Annotated in this window: 13 protein-coding genes; 1 reads left to right on the forward strand and 12 read right to left on the reverse strand. The window is 71.1% G+C overall.

Annotated features, from left to right (window positions below):
- Window positions 1-44 precede the first annotated feature (44 nt).
- From moaB to ABD056_RS18450, 12 genes are all read right to left on the reverse strand, one after another.
- Window positions 45-599, reverse strand: coding sequence for a molybdenum cofactor biosynthesis protein B (gene moaB, locus ABD056_RS18395; RefSeq protein ID WP_343869050.1), 555 nt, complete (start codon window positions 597-599; stop codon window positions 45-47).
- Window positions 583-2,481 carry a lytic transglycosylase domain-containing protein gene (locus tag ABD056_RS18400; RefSeq protein ID WP_343869051.1) on the reverse strand — a complete coding sequence of 633 codons (1,899 nt, stop codon included), beginning with the start codon at window positions 2,479-2,481 and terminating at the stop codon, window positions 583-585. The genes moaB and ABD056_RS18400 overlap by 17 nt, the downstream gene beginning before the upstream one ends.
- Window positions 2,482-2,639: 158 nt before the next feature.
- A complete protein-coding gene (locus tag ABD056_RS18405; protein WP_425545060.1) occupies window positions 2,640-3,173 on the reverse strand; it encodes a F0F1 ATP synthase subunit B family protein in 534 nt (177 codons plus the stop codon).
- A 2-nt stretch (window positions 3,174-3,175) separates the two neighbouring features.
- Window positions 3,176-3,667, reverse strand: a complete 492-nt coding sequence (locus ABD056_RS18410; protein ID WP_343869055.1) for a F0F1 ATP synthase subunit B family protein — start codon at window positions 3,665-3,667, stop codon at window positions 3,176-3,178.
- A gap of 209 nt (window positions 3,668-3,876) precedes the next feature.
- Window positions 3,877-4,104 (reverse strand): F0F1 ATP synthase subunit C, encoded by a 228-nt coding sequence (locus ABD056_RS18415; protein ID WP_097280788.1) that lies wholly within the window; start codon window positions 4,102-4,104, stop codon window positions 3,877-3,879.
- Between the two features lie 101 nt (window positions 4,105-4,205).
- Window positions 4,206-4,928 carry a F0F1 ATP synthase subunit A gene (locus ABD056_RS18420; protein WP_343869060.1) on the reverse strand — a complete coding sequence of 241 codons (723 nt, stop codon included), beginning with the start codon at window positions 4,926-4,928 and terminating at the stop codon, window positions 4,206-4,208.
- Between the two features lie 73 nt (window positions 4,929-5,001).
- Window positions 5,002-5,379, reverse strand: a complete 378-nt coding sequence (locus ABD056_RS18425) for an AtpZ/AtpI family protein (RefSeq protein ID WP_343869062.1) — start codon at window positions 5,377-5,379, stop codon at window positions 5,002-5,004.
- 247 nt (window positions 5,380-5,626) lie between these two features.
- Window positions 5,627-9,121 carry a chromosome segregation protein SMC gene (smc, locus tag ABD056_RS18430; protein WP_343869064.1) on the reverse strand — a complete coding sequence of 1,165 codons (3,495 nt, stop codon included), beginning with the start codon at window positions 9,119-9,121 and terminating at the stop codon, window positions 5,627-5,629.
- Between the two features lie 48 nt (window positions 9,122-9,169).
- Window positions 9,170-9,763, reverse strand: a complete 594-nt coding sequence (locus ABD056_RS18435) for a DsbA family protein (protein WP_343869065.1) — start codon at window positions 9,761-9,763, stop codon at window positions 9,170-9,172.
- Between the two features lie 152 nt (window positions 9,764-9,915).
- A complete protein-coding gene (locus tag ABD056_RS18440) occupies window positions 9,916-10,797 on the reverse strand; it encodes a 4-(cytidine 5'-diphospho)-2-C-methyl-D-erythritol kinase (protein WP_343869066.1) in 882 nt (293 codons plus the stop codon).
- A gap of 23 nt (window positions 10,798-10,820) precedes the next feature.
- A complete protein-coding gene (locus ABD056_RS18445; protein ID WP_343869067.1) occupies window positions 10,821-12,644 on the reverse strand; it encodes a tetratricopeptide repeat protein in 1,824 nt (607 codons plus the stop codon).
- A gap of 127 nt (window positions 12,645-12,771) precedes the next feature.
- Window positions 12,772-14,406: an electron transfer flavoprotein-ubiquinone oxidoreductase gene (locus tag ABD056_RS18450; protein WP_343869070.1), complete on the reverse strand. Its 1,635-nt coding sequence runs from the start codon at window positions 14,404-14,406 to the stop codon at window positions 12,772-12,774.
- 166 nt (window positions 14,407-14,572) lie between these two features.
- Between ABD056_RS18450 and ABD056_RS18455 the strand changes: the two genes are divergently transcribed.
- A complete protein-coding gene (locus ABD056_RS18455) occupies window positions 14,573-14,851 on the forward strand; it encodes a hypothetical protein (protein WP_343869072.1) in 279 nt (92 codons plus the stop codon).
- The last annotated feature ends 171 nt before the right edge of the window (window positions 14,852-15,022 follow it).

The raw sequence follows: 15,022 nt of genomic DNA on the forward strand, positions 1-15,022 counted from the left end.
GAGGACGATGTCTTGGTGTCTTTGTGTCTTTGTGTCTTGGTGGTTCAAAGGCTGCCGCGCGAGGTGGTCAGATGCTCCCGCAGGCGCGGCATCAGTTCCACGAAGTTGCAGGGCTTGAAGCGGCTGTCGAGCTGCTGGTGCAGGATGCCGTCCCAGGCGTCCTTGCAGGCGCCGGGGCTGCCCGGCAGGGCGAACAGGTAGGTGCCGCGGGTGACGCCGGCGGTGGCGCGGCTCTGGATGGTCGAGGTGCCGATCTTCTGGTAGCTCTGCCAGCGGAACAGCTCGCCGAAGCCGGGGATGGCCTTCTCGTACAGGGCCTCGAAGGCTTCCGGGGTGACGTCGCGGCCGGTGACGCCGGTGCCGCCGGTGGCGATGACGCAGTCGACGTCGTCGCGGTCGATCCAGGCGGTGACGGCGGCGCGGATTTCCTCCACGTCGTCGCGCACGATGGCCCGGTCGGCCAGGATGTGGCCGTCGGCAGTCAGACGGTCGACAAGCACCTGGCCGGAGCGGTCATCGTCCAGCGAGCGGGTATCGGATACCGTCAGCACGGCGATACGCACCGGCAGGAACGCACGGTCCTCAGTAATCTTCGACATTCTCGGCTCCGGCCATGGTGGGGTCATCGCGGTCGGCGGCAGTATAGAGCGGCCAGTCCCCGGCGACCACCGCATCCAGCGATGCCAGCGATTGCCCCATGCGATGGCGGTAGATCCACAGGTTGGCCAGCACCCGTTCGATGAACACCCGCGTTTCGCGGCTCGGCATGCATTCGATGAACAGCAGCGGGTCGTTCTGGTGCCGGCCGCGCGCCACCCACTTCTGCAGGTTGCCCGGCCCGGCGTTGTAGGCCGCCGCCAGGAAGAACAGGTTGCCGTTGATGGACGGCTCCGACAGCAGCCGGTCGATGTAGGCCTGCCCCAGCGCCAGGTTGATGGAGGGTTCGTCCACCGACCCTTCGGCGGCGGTGATGCCGGTGGCATCGCGCATGAGGGCGGCGGTGCCGGGCATCAGCTGCATCAGCCCGCGGGCGCCGGAGCCGCTGCGGGCGCCGGGGTTGAAGGCGCTCTCCTGGCGGATGAAGGCATAGACCAGGGCACGGTCGATGGCCCAGCCGTTGACCGGCGTCCACGGCGGGATCGGGTAGTGGGCGCCGGCGCGGCCGCCGTACTGGGGCGTTTCCAGGGCGCCGTTCATGCTGTCGGGATCGTCGCCGGTGTCCATCAGGCCGCCGAGCCGCAGGGCGAGGCCGGGCATCTCCGCCACCTCGGCCAGGGCGGCGATGGCGGTCGCCAGATCGCGATCGGCGCCGGGGTAGAGGCGGCGCAGTTCCGCTTCCGCCCGCTCGCGCTCGCCGATCTGGGTGAGCGCCAGCGCCCGCCGGCCGCCCGGCTGGGCCAGCAGGGACGCGGCCTCGCGCGCCGACAGGCCGCCGTCGCGCCACTGGAACGGCAGCGGCAGGCCGAGCGCCCGCCGCGCCAGCAGGCCGTAGAAGGTGCGGCCTTCCTCGGCGGCGCTCTGCAGCAGGGGGTAGGCGCGGCCGGGCTCGCGCTGGCGCAGGTGGGCCCGCGCCGCCCAGTAGCCGCCCGCAGCCCGCAGCCACGGCGAGGCGTGCTCCGACGCCGCCAGCTTTTCGAACGAGGCCGCCGCCTTGGTCAGCCGGCCGCCGCGCCAGTCGGCGAGGCCGGCGGCCCAATAGGCCGTCGGCACCTTGTCGCCGGAGCCCTTGATGGCCAGCTCCGCCCATTCGGCGGTGCGATCGTCCATGCCGTCGATGAAGTAGGCATAGGCCAGCGCCGCCCGCATGCGGTCGTGGTCGAGGCGGGTGAGCAGGCGCTTGGCGTCCTCGCTCTCCACCACCTCGCGGGCATTGAGGGTGGCGCCCTTGCTCAGGCGGGCGCGGAAGGTGGACCACAGCTTGATGGCGGTCTTGCGGTCCGCCTCCGACAGGTGGGTGTAGCCGGAGCGCGGCAGCCACGGCTGATGGTCGATGCCGCCGTTACCGCCCAGCGCCCCCTGCCCGTCCGGCGCCGGCGCCCCGGCGGCACCGCGCTGGCGGGCCAGGGCATGGATGCGCTCCGCCTCCGGGTGGTCGCCATGGGCGGTCAGCCAGTCGCGCAGCTCGCTGCCGGTGGCGCGCCAGCCGGTGGGGTGCAGGTAGCGCTGCGCCAGCACATGGCCCAGCAGCACGCGGTCGGACAGCTGCGCCATCAGGCGGTCGGCGGCGGCCATGTCGCCGGCGTCCTGCAGGCGGAAGATCTGCTGGTAGAGGGCGGCATCGGCCTCACCGAGCACCGCCGCCGGATCGGCATCGGGCGCCACGGCGGCCGGCGACGGCATCGCCGACTGCGCTTGCGCGAAGGCGGGGGCCGTCGGGACTCCCATCCCCGCCGTCAGCCCGGCGGCGACGGCAACAGCAGCGCCCAGCATGGCGGCGCCCAGGGCGCGGCCGCGGCGAATCGGAGTATCCCCCCTCGTCATGGGGGAAGGTTATATCGAAGGGTGCAGTGCGGTACAAGACGAGGTAGAGGCCGCCGGCGGCACGCGGCCCGAAACGGCACCGACCCCGCCGCCGGGTGTCGGCGACGGGGTCGGGCTGTACTTCACCAGGATGCCGCGTGGTGCTGCCGGAGGCAGGCTCAGTGCAGCTTGGCCGGCAGGTCGCGGATGGTCTGGTCGACCAGCGCGTCGGCCCGGTCGGCCGGCAGGTTGTCCTGCAGCAGGCGCGAGGCGGCGGCGACGGCGATGTCGACGGCCTGGTTGCGCACCTGGCGCATGGCTTCCGCCTCGGCGTTGGCGATGCGCTCCATGGCCTGCTTTTCGCGGCGGGCGATGGAGTCGGCCAGCGCCACCTCGGCCTCGGCGCGGATGCGCTCGGCCTCTTCCTTGGCGTGGGCGATGATGTCTTCGGCTTCGCTCAGGGCGTCGCGCTGCTTGCGCTGGTATTCGGCCAGCAGGGCCTGCGCGTCTTCACGCAGCTTGCGGGCTTCTTCCAGCTTGGTGCGGATCTGGTCGGCGCGGGTGTCGAGCCCGGCGGTGATCGCGCGCAGCACCGGCTTGGCGAAGGCCAGGATCACCAGCAGGAACGAAGCGGCGACCCAGAATTCGGCGGTGGCGTAGATGGGCGCGGCGTGACCGGCTTCGCCCGTCGCGGCGAGTGCGGAGCTGATGATCATCAGCGGGACTCCTGCAGGGCGGCACCGACGGCGGCGTCCACCTTGTCGTCAGCGAGCGACACGTCGGCCAGCTTGCCGGCGATCGCCTTGGCGGCATCGGTGGCGACGTCGCGGACCGAGGCCAGGGCCTGGTCGCGGGCGGCGGCGATGCGGGCCTCGCCGTCGGCGATCTGCTGCGCCAGGCGACCGGCAACCTCGCGGTTGCGTTCTTCGGCCTTGCGCGACATTTCGTCGGTGGCGGCCTTCATCACCTCGTGGGCCTTGGCGCGCGCTTCGGCCAGAGCCTTTTCATAGGTCTGGACAGCGTTTTCCGCTTCCGCCTTGAGCTGGGCGGCACGGTCCAGGTCGTCGTCCATCATCTTCTGGCGCTGTTCCATCACGTCGCCGATGCGCGGAATGGCAAAGCGGGAGATGAGCACGTAGAGGACGACGAAGGTCACCACCAGCCAGAACAGCTGGGACGGAAACGACGTCGGGTCGAACTGCGGCATTACCTGAGGCTCCTGGTGGCGGAAGGACCGGACGGCCCTGCGTCGAACCCGGCCTCGGCGACGGCCGCGCCTGGGGCGGCGGCTGTGGCGGAGGATCGGATGCGGCGCCGGGAGCGGCGCGGCCCCCTTTCACGAAACGGGCCGGGAAGGCGGCCGGGGCACCAGGAGGGCCCCGCACCGCCTGCCGGCGTCGTCATTCCCCGCGAGGATTACGCGGCGAACAGGAGGATCAGGGCGACGACCAGAGCGAACAGCGCGATAGCTTCCGTCACGGCGAAGCCGATCCAGCCGTACAGCTCGACGCTGCTCTTGGCGGCCGGGTTGCGGCCGACGGTGGCGATCAGGTTCGCCCAGATGTTACCCACACCGATACCGGAACCGATCATGCCGATGGCGGCCAGACCGGCACCAATCATCTTCGCAGCTTCAGCGTCCATTTCTCTCTTCCCTTGTCATAAGGCACAGGTTGAAGGGCACTCGCAGACCCGCGGCAGGGTCTACCCGGCGGCCACGCCGAAGGCAAGGCCGCCGCGACGCCTCAGTGCATGTTGATCGCGTCGTTGAGGTAGATGCAGGTCAGGATGGTGAACACGTAGGCCTGCAGGGCGGCGATGCCGATCTCAAGCAGGGTGACGCCGAACACGACGGCCAGCGGAATGACGCCGAACACGCCCAGCGCAACAACGAAACCAGCCAGAACCTTCAGCATGATGTGGCCGACGGTCATGTTGGCGAACAGACGGACCGACAGGCTGAAGGGGCGGGACAGGTAGGAAATCAGTTCGATCGGGATGAGGATCGGCGCCGTCGCGATGGGCGCACCGTGCGGGAAGAACATCCGCAGGAAGTGCGTGCCATGGCGGGCGAACCCGATGATCGTCACCGCGATGAAGATGAACACCGCCAGCGCCGCGGTCACCGCGATGTGGCTGGTGTAGGTGAAGCTGTAGGGCAGCAGGCCGAGCATGTTGCCCAGGAACACGAACATGAACAGCGTGAAGATGAAGGGGAAATACTTCATCCCTTCCTTGCCCACGTTGTCGCGGATCATGTTGGCGATGAACTCGTAGAACACTTCGTTCATCGACTGCCAGCGGCTCGGCACCAGCGCGCGCTTGCGCGTGCCGTACCAGAAGAACAGCGCCGACACGCCCACGGCGATGGTCATGAACAGGGCCGAGTTGGTGAAGGAGATGTCGACGCCGCCGACCTGGATCGGGATGATCGGCTTGACAGCGAATTGCTCAACCGGACTAGCCACTGTCGTTCCTCTTGTTAGGGCCCAGCAGGGCCGGCCAATCTCTGTCGGGAAAACCCGGACCGGAACCGGCCCGTCACTCCCGCGTCTTGTCGCCGGAGCGTCGCTCCGCCTCCTTCCTGCGTTCCACCGCCTGGCCCAGCCCGACACTCTGATCGAGCCCCTTGACCACGCGGTAGACGTTCATCGCACCGGCCGCGAACCCGAGCAGCAGGAACACCACCATCAACCACGGTGCGGTGCCCAGCCACTGGTCCAGCAGGTATCCGATTCCGAACCCCACCAGGACGCCGGTGGTGAACTCGATGCTGATGCGGAAGGCGATGCCGATGCCAGAGACGTTGCGCGCCCCCGGCCCCTCCTCGTTCGCCCCCGCACCCGTCTCCGACCCGCCACGGGCGGCCCGGATTCGGGCATCGATGTCCTCCAGCGAGGGCTTGTCGCGATCGCTCATGCGCTTTCCGGTCCTCAGCCTTCCGGGTGGTCCGTCGACCGTTCCCGTCCTTGCGAGAACCCCGCGAACGGCCGCGCAAGCCCCCTGAAAATCGCGCGCACCATAAGGTTTGGCTCCAGCCCTGTCAAGCCGGAAAACCCTGCCCCGCGCCCACCCGCTTCGGGCAAAACCGCTGCCAAATCAACGCCTTGAAGGCGCCGCAGCGGCCTGCGGCGAAAACTACCCGACAGGGCGGGGCACCACTGCCCTAGCCGGCCTCGCGCAGCCGCTCCGCCTCGTGCAGGTCCACCGACACCAGGGTGGAGACGCCGCGTTCGGCCATGGTGACGCCGAACAGGCGGTCCATGCGGGCCATGGTCATGCGGTGGTGGGTGACCACCAGGAAGCGGGTGGAGGCTTCCGACATGCGGGTCAGTTCGTCCAGCATGGCGCAAAACCGGTCGACGTTGGCATCGTCGAGCGGCGCGTCCACCTCGTCCAGCACGCAGATGGGCGCCGGGTTGACCAGGAACACGGCGAACAGCAGGGCGAGTGCGGTCATCGCCTGCTCGCCGCCCGACAGCAGCGACAGGATCTGCAGCCGCTTGCCCGGCGGCGAGGCCATGATCTCCAGCCCCGCCTCCAGCGGATCGTCGGATTCGGTCAGCGCCAGATGGGCGCGGCCGCCGCCGAACAGGCGCACGAACAGGGTGCGGAAGTGGCGGTCGACCTTCTCGAAGCTGGCCAGCAGGCGCTGCCGCCCCTCGCGGTTCAGCTCGGCGATGCCCTGACGCAGGCGGGCGATGGCGGCCACCAGGTCGTCGCGCTCGGCCGTCAGGGTGGTCACCTGCACCTCAAGCTCCTGCGCCTCCTGCTCGGCGCGCAGGTTCACCGGCCCCATCATCTCGCGCTCGCGGCTGAGGCGCTGCAGGCGGTCCTCGGCGTCGGCGAGGTCGGGGGCCGGCGGCGCCTCGGGGTCGTCGAGCCCGGCCAGCGCCCGCGTCTGCTCCGGGGTGCAGTCGAGTCGTTCCGAAATGGCGGCGGCGATCTGCTGGCACTGCTGGCGGCCGCCGTCCACCGCGCCTTCCGCCCGCACGCGGTCCTCGCGCGCCCGCGCCAGCGCCTGTTCGGCCTCGCGCAGGGTGCGGTCGGCGTCGCGCAGGCGGTGGTCGCCCTCGGCCAGCCGGTCGGCGGCGATGCGCCGCTGCGCCTCGGCCCGGTCGATCTCCTCGGCCAGCGTCTCGCGCTGGGCGGCGATTTCCAGCGGCCGTTCGGCGAGATGGGCGAGGTCTTCCATCACCGCCTCGCGGCGGGCTTCCAGTTCCTCGAAGGTGCCGCTGCTGCCGGCCTGCCGGCGCTGCCACGACTCCAGCTCGGCCTCCACCGCCGTCAGGCGGCGGGCGCGTTCCTCCGCCTCGCGGAACACCCGGTCGTGCTGGGACCGCGCCTCGGCCAGCTGCGCCCGCAGCTCCGCCACCTCGGCCCGCAGGCGGTCGATGCGCTCGCGCTCGCCACCGCCGTCGCCCAGGCGGGCGCGCTGCTCGCGGGCTTCCTCGGCCTGGGCGCGGGCTTCGGCGAGGTCGGCCTGCATCTGGGCGATGGTCTGGTCGAGCGCCGCCAACCGGCTTTCGGTGGCGGCGTTGCGTCGCGACAGTTCGATCTGGCGGTTGCGGGCATCGGTCAGCGCCTGTTCCGCCGCCCGCTCGCGGTCGCGGCCGGTGCGGGCGGCTTCCTGAGCGTGATCGACGGCCAGGCGGGCATCCTCCACCCGCGTCTCCGCCGCCTCCACCCGCGCCTCCAGGCCGTAAAGCTGCTCGTCCAGCTCCGCCAGCCGGTTGCGCTGCTTGAGGCGCGTGGCGGCGGCCGAGGGGGCGCCGGCCTCGGCGACGAATCCATCCCACCGCCACAGGTCGCCGTCGGGCGTCACCAGCCGCTGGCCGGGCGCCAGATCGCGGGCGAGCGCGGCGGCGTTGTCGCGATCCTTCACCAGACCGGTCGCCGCCAGCCGCCGCGCCAGCGCCGGCGCGCCCGACACCAGCCGGTCGAGCGGCTCCGCCCCGGCCGGCAGGCGGGCCGCCGCCTCGCCCTTCACGGCGGACGCCTGCCAGCGGCGCGGGCCGCTGTCGGCCACCGGCGCCGCCAGATCATCGCCGAGGGCGGCGCCGAGCGCCTGTTCGCTGCCCGGCTGCACGGTCAGGGCATCGAGCACCGGCGGCCCGCCGCCCGATCCTGCCGCCTCCCGCCGTTCCGCCGCCAGCAGGTCGGTGAGGGCGTCGATTTCGGCCTTCAGGCGGGCGCGGGCGGCGCTTTCGGTCTGCAGGGCATCGCGGGCGGCTTCGTAATCGGTCTGGCGGGCGGAGCGGGTTTCCTCGGCGGTGACGCGGGTGGAGCGGGCGGCTTCCAGCGCCTCCTCGGCGGCGAATAGGCGTTCTTCCGCCAGTTCCAGGTCTTCACGCGGCACCCCGGCGGCAGCAGCCGAGGATCGGCTGTCCTCGGTCTCGCGCAGGCGGCGTTCGGCCCGCTCGGCCCGCAGGTCGGCTTCCTCCGCCCGCCGCAGCAGGGCCTTGCGCTGGGCGTCCTCGGCGGCGGCCTGTTCGGTCAGGCGGGTGAGTTCGGCTTCGCGGTCGGTAACGTCCTCGTTGACGCGGGCGAGGCGCTCGCGCGCCTCTTCCTGCTCCAGCTCCTCGTCGGCGGAGGACTCGATCAGGCTGTCGCGCTCGGCCTCCAGCCGCGCCACCGCCTCGCCGGCGTCCTGGGCGCGCAGGCGCTCGCGCTCGATGTCGTCGGCGATCTGGCGCAGCCGCACCTCGGCATCCTGGCGCGCCATGGCAAGGCGCTTTTCCTCGGCATCCAGTTGCTCGCGGGCCAGCACCAGCCGTTGCAGGCGGGCGGCGGCCTCGGCTTCCGCCTGCCGCAGGGCCGGCATCGCCTCGTCGGCCTCCAGGTGCTGGCGGGAGGCGGAGGCGGCCAGGCCGGTCAGTTCCGCCACCCGCGCCTCGGCCTCGTGCAGCTGGGCCTTGGCCTGTTCCAGGGCGGTGATGGCGCGGCTCCAGCGCAGGTGCAGGACCAGCGCCTCCAGCTGGCGGATCTGCTCCGACAGCAGGCGGTAGCGGGCGGCCTGCCGCGACTGCTTGCGCAGGTTGCCGAGCTGGGCGTTGAGGGCCTGGAGCACGTCCTCCAGCCGCTGCAGGTTGGCTTCCGCCCCCTTCAGCCGCAGTTCCGCCTCGTGCCGGCGGCTGTGCAGGCCGCCGATGCCGGCCGCTTCCTCCAGCAGGCTGCGGCGCTGGCTCGGCTTGGCGTTGATGAGGGCGCCGACACGCCCCTGGCTGACCATGGCCGTCGACCGCGCGCCGGTGGCGGCATCGGCGAACAGCAGCATGACGTCCTTGGCGCGCGTCTCCTTGCCGTTGACGCGGTAGACGGAGCCCTTGCCGCGTTCGATCCGGCGGGTGATCTCCAGTTCGTCGGAGGTATTGAACAGGGCCGGCGCGCTGCGGTCGCGGTTGTCGAGGCTGACCGTCACCTCGGCGATGTTGCGGGCCGGGCGGCTGGCGGTGCCGCCGAAGATGACGTCGTCCATCTCGCCGCCGCGCATCTGCTTGGCGGAGGTTTCCCCCATCACCCACCGCAGCGCTTCCACCAGGTTGGACTTGCCGCAGCCGTTGGGTCCGACGACCCCGGTCATGCCCGGCTCGATGAGCAGGTCCGTCGGGTCGACGAAGCTCTTGAAGCCGGACAGGCGAAGCCGGGAGAAACGGATCACGGAGCGGGTTCCGGGGGGCGCGCGGCGGCGGGGACGGGCGGGTTCAGGTCAGTTGGTGGCCTTGACCAGCGCGGTCGGCAGGTCGGTGTAGGCGCTCAGCACCTGATCGTCGACGATCAGCGTCGGGGTGCCGCGCACGCCGTACTTCTGGCTGCCTTCGGCCTTCACGCCGTTGATGGCGTTCAGCATGTCCTCGCTCTGCAGGCAGGCGGTGAGGGCATCGCCGTTGAGGCCGGCCAGGCGGGCATAGCCGCTGATGGCTTCCAGCGGCTTGTTGGAACGCGCCCAGGCGTCCTGGTTGGCGAACAGGGTCTCCAGCAGGCGGAAGTAGCTGTTTTCCGGCGCGCAGCGGGCGACCATGGCGGCGGCGGTGGCCAGCGGGTCGAGCGGGAAGTCGCGGAAGATCAGCTTGGCCTTGCCGGTATCGATGAATTCCTTCTTCACCTCGGGCAGCAGATTGCGGTGGAAGTCGGCGCAATGCGGGCAGGTGAGCGAGGAATACTCGATGATGGTGACCGGCGCGTCGGGGTTGCCCAGCACCCGCTCCTGGTACTCGGGCACGGCGGGCTTGTCCTGCGCCAGGGCAGGAACGGCGAAGACCGCCAGCACAAGGGCGGTGAGCAGGGACGCGATACGGTTCACTGAGGCCTCCTTCAGTGGTGCGGGTCGACGGCGGTGGTCGGAAAACTCGCAGGCGGGCCGGCGGTTCCCCCGGTATCCGAGCCTGCCGCGCCACTGTGGCGCATCTTAGGCGATGGCTCGCGCCCGCCGCAAGTCACTCTCCACCGCCGGTTCTACGGCAGCAGGGGCGCCGCCGCGCTCCACCACTGCGGGCGGTCGGCGGCAAGGCGGGCGGCGGCGGCGCGGGCCTCCGCCCCGGTGGCGAACAGGCCGAAGCAGGTGGCGCCGCTGCCCGACATGCGGGCCAGCAGGCAGCCGGGCAGCGCCCCCAGGTCCACCAGTACGGTGCCGATCTCCGGCGCCAGGGCGACCGCCGCCTTGGTCAGGTCGTTGGCGCGGGCGCGCAGGGCCTCGGCCAGGGCGGTAACGTCGGCCGGCGCTTCGGTCAGCGGCGCCGGCTGGTTGAAGCGGCCGCGGCGGGCCTTGAACACCGCCGGGGTGGAGACCGCCACCAGCGGATTGACCAGCACCAGCCAGGCCGGCGGCAGGGCCGGCGCATCGGTTATCCCCTCGCCGACCCCGGAGACGAGGGCCGCCCGCCCGTGCAGGCACACCGGCACGTCGGCACCGAGCCCGAGGGCCAGCGCCCGCAGCGCCGCCGGATCGGGCGCCACCCGCCACAGCCGGCACAGCGCCGTCAGCGCCGCCGCCGCATCGGCCGAACCGCCGCCGATGCCGGCCGCCACCGGCAGCCGCTTGGTCAGGGTCAGGCGAGCCGCCGCCTGCACGCCGGCCAGGGCGGCCAGCCGGCGGGCGGCAGTGAGTACGATGTTGTCCGCCCCCGGCGGCAGGGCCTCGGCCAGGGCGGTGGCGAAGGGGCCGTCGACGGTCAGGGTCAGTTCGTCGGCCGGCGCGGCGGTGACGGTATCGCCCACCCCGGCGAAGACGATCAGGCTGTCGAGCAGGTGATAGCCGTCATCCCGCCGGCCGACCACATGCAGGCTGAGGTTCACCTTGGCGGGAGCCTCGACGGTGACGACGGCGGAGTCGCTCATGGCGGGACCGGCGGCGGCGGGGGTCAGTCGGCGCTGCCGGAGGCCGGCACCGCCGGGGTGTGCTCGGGCTCGCCCAGGCCGTTGGCGATCTTGTCGCGGATGCGCTCCGCCTGCCCCTCTTCCTCCGGCCCCATGTCCAGCGCCCGCTGCCACTGGAAGCGGGCCTCCAGGCGGCGGCCGACCATCCAGTAGGCGTCGCCCAGGTGGTCGTTGATGGTGGGGTCGTCGGGGGTCAGCTCGATGGCGCGCTCCAGGTGGCGCACGGCGCCGTCGTAGTCGCCCATGAGGAACAGCACCCAGCCCAGGCTGTCGACGATGTAGCCGTCGCGCGGCCGCTGGCGCACCGCCTTCTCGATCATCTCGCGGCCTTCCTCAAGGTGCATGCCCTTGTCGATCCAGGAATAGCCGAGGTAGTTGAGCACGAAGGGCTGGTCGGGGCTGAGGTCCAGCGCCTTGCGGAAGTCGGCTTCCGCCTTCGGCCACTGGTCGGAGCGTTCGAAGGCGATGCCGCGGCTGTAGAACCACGACCAATGCTCCGGCCGCACCTCCGGCAGCAGGGCGATGGCCCGGTTGTAGCCGTCGACGGCGGCGGTCCACTGCTTGTTGCGGCGGTGCAGGTCGCCCAGCACCATCAGCGGCTCCGGCCGGTCGGGGTAGGCCCTGGTGACCTCCTCGATCAGCGCCACCGCCTCGTCGAAACGGCCGATGCGCTCCAGGTTGTCGGCCATGCGCAGGCGGGCGGAGTACCACGCGATGCCGTCGCGGCGGGCGGTGGCATAGACGGCGTTGGCGTCGGCCTCGCGGTTCATGCGGGTCAGGATGTCGCCGGCCAGCATGCGGGCCAGTTCCAGGTCGGGGTCCAGGTGCTCCGCCAGCCGGGCGAAGGACAGGCCGGTGTCGTAGGCATTGCCCTGCAGCAGGGTGGAGGCGGCGCCGTAGAACACTTCCGCCATGCCCTGGCGGGCGTTGGTGACCGGCGCGCCGCGCTTGCCGCGGCCCTCGATGTCCTCCAGCGCCGCGCCGATCAGGCCGTTGTCGGCATGGGCGGCGGCATAGGTGGCGATGGCCTCGCCCGCCGCTTCCGCCTTGCCCTGGCGGTAGAGCCAGCTGGCGGCGGTCTGCAGGGTGCGCAGGGTGATGTCGGGGTTGGGCGCCAGGATGGCGGCATAGAGGCGGTCGGCCTCGGCGGTGCGGCCGGCGACGTCGGCGATCAGCGCCGCGTGGAAGTCGTGCAGGCTCTGGAACTGCGGCTGGTCCTTCAGCGGCGCCAGGGTGGTCAGGGCGGCGTCCCAGCGCTTCTGCCCGGCCAGCGCCCAGGCGCGCATGAGCGGCACCATGAAGGAGTTGAGGCCGCGGCTGTCCAGCCGGGCGACGATTTCCTCCGCCGCCGCAAAGCGGCCGTCGGCGGCGGCCGAGGCGGCCAGCACCAGCGGCGCCAGCGGCTCGCTCTCGTCCAGCGCCAGGGCCTTGCGGGCGAGCGGCACCGCTTCCTCGATGCGGCCTTCGGCCACGAGGTAGAAGTAGGCGCGCCGCACCAGCTGCGGATTGTCGGGGTCGGCCTTCAGGGTGGCGAGGAACAGGTCGGCGGCGGCGCGGGTGTCGCCGTCGATCTGGGCCTGGCGGGCGGCCAGATAGCTGCCGTAGCCGCGCGGGCCGTCGGCCAGCGGCTCGCCTTCCCGGATCTTGCCCAGCCCCCAGGCCCGCAGGTCGTGGATGGTGCCGGCTTCCGCCACCGCCGTCGGACCGGCGGACTTGCCCGCGGTGGCGCAGGCGGTGGGAACCAGGGCAAGCAGGGCGGCCAGGGCAGCGCCCCGCAGCAGGCGGGCGGGCATGGGGTGCAAGGTCATCGGGTTCCGTCGAGCAGTGGCGCCGGACACGGGGGTCGGCGCCAGCATAGAGCAACCGACCGCCGAAACGCCACCGCCGCGAATCGCATCCGATCCGCGGCGGCGGCGAAAGGCGGTCGCCCTTGCCTTACATATTGGGATAGTTCGGCCCGTCACCACCCTGCGGCACCACCCAATTGATGTTCTGGGTGGGGTCCTTGATGTCGCAGGTCTTGCAGTGCACGCAGTTCTGCGCGTTGATCTGCAGGCGGCGGCCGCCGGACTGTCCGTCCTCCACGAACTCGTAGACGCCGGCCGGGCAGTAGCGCTGTTCCGGGCCGTCGTATTCGGCCAGGTTCACCGCCACCGGCACCGACGCATCCTTCAGCGTCAGGTGGCTCGGCTGGTCTTCCTCGTGGTTGGTGCTGGAGATGAACACCGACGACAGGCGGTCGAAGCTGATGACGCCGTCGGGCTTCGGGTAGACGATCTTCGGGCACTCGCTGGCCTTCTTCAGCGCCGTGTGGTCGGCGTGAATCTTGAAGGTCCACGGCGCCTTGCCGCGGAAGACATAGGTTTCCAGCGCCGAGTAGACGATGCCGACATACAGGCCCTTGTGGAAGCTCGGGCGGATGTTGCGGACCTTGTGCAGTTCCTCCCACACCCAGCTCTGCTTGATGAGGTCGGTGTAGGCGGTCACTTCCGGCGCCGGCGCATCCTTGGCCAGTTCGGCGAAGATGGCGTCGGCCGCCACCATGGCCGACTTCATGGCGGTGTGGGTGCCCTTGATCTTCGGCACGTTGAGGAAGCCGGCGGTATCGCCCACCAGCACGCCGCCCGGGAAGGTCAGCTTGGGGATGGACTGGATGCCGCCTTCCGACAGCGCGCGGGCGCCATAGGCGATGCGGCGGCCGCCTTCCAGCAGCGGACGGATCGCCGGGTGGTGCTTGAAGCGCTGGAATTCCTCGAACGGCGACAGGTGCGGGTTCTGGTAGTCGAGCCCGACCACGAAGCCGATGGCCAGCTGGTTGCCGTCCAGGTGGTAGATGAACGAGCCGCCGTAGGTGTGCGGGTCCATCGGCCAGCCGACCGTGTGCATGATGGTGCCCGGCTTGGACTTGGCGGGATCGATCTCCCACAGTTCCTTGATGCCGATGCCGTAGGTCTGCGGGTCGCAGTCCTTGCGCAGGTCGAACTTGGTGAACAGCTGCTTGGTCAGGCTGCCGCGGCAGCCTTCGGCGAAGATGGTGTAGCGGGCGAGCAGCTCCATCCCCGGCGTGTAGGCGGCGGTGCGCTCGCCGTTCTTGCCGATGCCCATGTCGCCGGTCGCCACGCCCCGGACGGCGCCGGTGTCGTCATAAAGCACCTCGGCGGCGGCGAAGCCGGGGTAGACCTCGACGCCCAGCGCCTCCGCCTGCTGGCCGAGCCAGCGGGTGACGTTGCCGAGCGAGACGATGTAGTTGCCGGCGTTGTGCATCTGCGGCGGCGTCGGCAGCTTGAACGAGCCCTTCTCCGTCAGGAAGACGAAGTTGTCGTCCTTGGCCTCGACCGTCAGCGGCGCGTCCTTGCTCTTCCAGTCAGGGATCAGCTCGTCCAGGGCGCGGGTCTCGATGACCGCACCGGACAGAATGTGCGCCCCGACCTCGGACCCCTTCTCGATGACGCAGACGGAGATTTCCTTGTCGTTTTCGAGGGCGAGCTGGCGCAGCCGGATCGCGGCCGACAGACCGGCAGGGCCGGCGCCGACGACCACGACGTCGAATTCCATCGATTCCCGTTCCATCCTTCCTCCAAACTTCTGCGGCCCGCTCAGCGTGGCAGAGGCTTCCCGTTCCCGTGCCGCGGGTTATAGCACATGATTCGGGCCAATCAGCAGTTTCCGCGCATGCGAAGGCGAGAACTTCACCACGCTGTCGAAAATCGTCGCCGGCCCTGCTAACGTCGCCGCCATGACCGACACCGCCGCCGCCGATCCCCTCAGCCTCGACCTAAGCCCGCAGGCCCTGCTGCGCTGGTACATCGACGCCGGCGTGGACGAGTGCATCGGCGAGGCGGCGGTGGACCGCTACGCCCTCAGCGAACGCCTGCTGGCCGAGGCCCAGGCCCGCCGCGCCCGCGCCCAGCCGGCACCGCCCCCGCCTCCCGCGGCGGGCAATCGTCAGGCGCCGCCGCGCGCGCCGGCCGGGCCGAGTCCGCGAAGGCGCGGACCGAGCCGCTCGATGCCGTGACGAGCGAGAGTGCCGAGGAGGCGGACGCCTCGGCGACGTCGGGCGCTGCGAAGGCCGACGGCGCGAAGTTCGACGGTGCGAAGCCCGACGCTCCGAAGACCGACGGCGCGGGGACGACCCCGGAGAAACCCGCTCCTGCGGGGGAGACGACGAAGGAGTCCGCGCAGGAGG

This window comes from Caenispirillum bisanense (genome assembly GCF_039523075.1).
GTDB lineage: Bacteria > Pseudomonadota > Alphaproteobacteria > Rhodospirillales > Rhodospirillaceae > Caenispirillum > Caenispirillum bisanense.

Excerpts from the sequence above, each read along its gene's own strand:
- moaB (WP_343869050.1), bottom strand. The coding sequence starts at position 599 with ATGTCGAAGATTACTGAGGACCGTGCGTTCCTGCCGGTGCGTATCGCC.
- ABD056_RS18400 (WP_343869051.1), bottom strand. The coding sequence starts at position 2,481 with ATGACGAGGGGGGATACTCCGATTCGCCGCGGCCGCGCCCTGGGCGCC.
- ABD056_RS18410 (WP_343869055.1), bottom strand. The coding sequence starts at position 3,667 with ATGCCGCAGTTCGACCCGACGTCGTTTCCGTCCCAGCTGTTCTGGCTG.
- ABD056_RS18415 (WP_097280788.1), bottom strand. The coding sequence starts at position 4,104 with ATGGACGCTGAAGCTGCGAAGATGATTGGTGCCGGTCTGGCCGCCATC.
- ABD056_RS18425 (WP_343869062.1), bottom strand. The coding sequence starts at position 5,379 with ATGAGCGATCGCGACAAGCCCTCGCTGGAGGACATCGATGCCCGAATC.
- ABD056_RS18440 (WP_343869066.1), bottom strand. The coding sequence starts at position 10,797 with ATGAGCGACTCCGCCGTCGTCACCGTCGAGGCTCCCGCCAAGGTGAAC.
- ABD056_RS18445 (WP_343869067.1), bottom strand. The coding sequence starts at position 12,644 with ATGACCTTGCACCCCATGCCCGCCCGCCTGCTGCGGGGCGCTGCCCTG.
- ABD056_RS18450 (WP_343869070.1), bottom strand. The coding sequence starts at position 14,406 with ATGGAACGGGAATCGATGGAATTCGACGTCGTGGTCGTCGGCGCCGGC.
- ABD056_RS18455 (WP_343869072.1), top strand. The coding sequence starts at position 14,573 with ATGACCGACACCGCCGCCGCCGATCCCCTCAGCCTCGACCTAAGCCCG.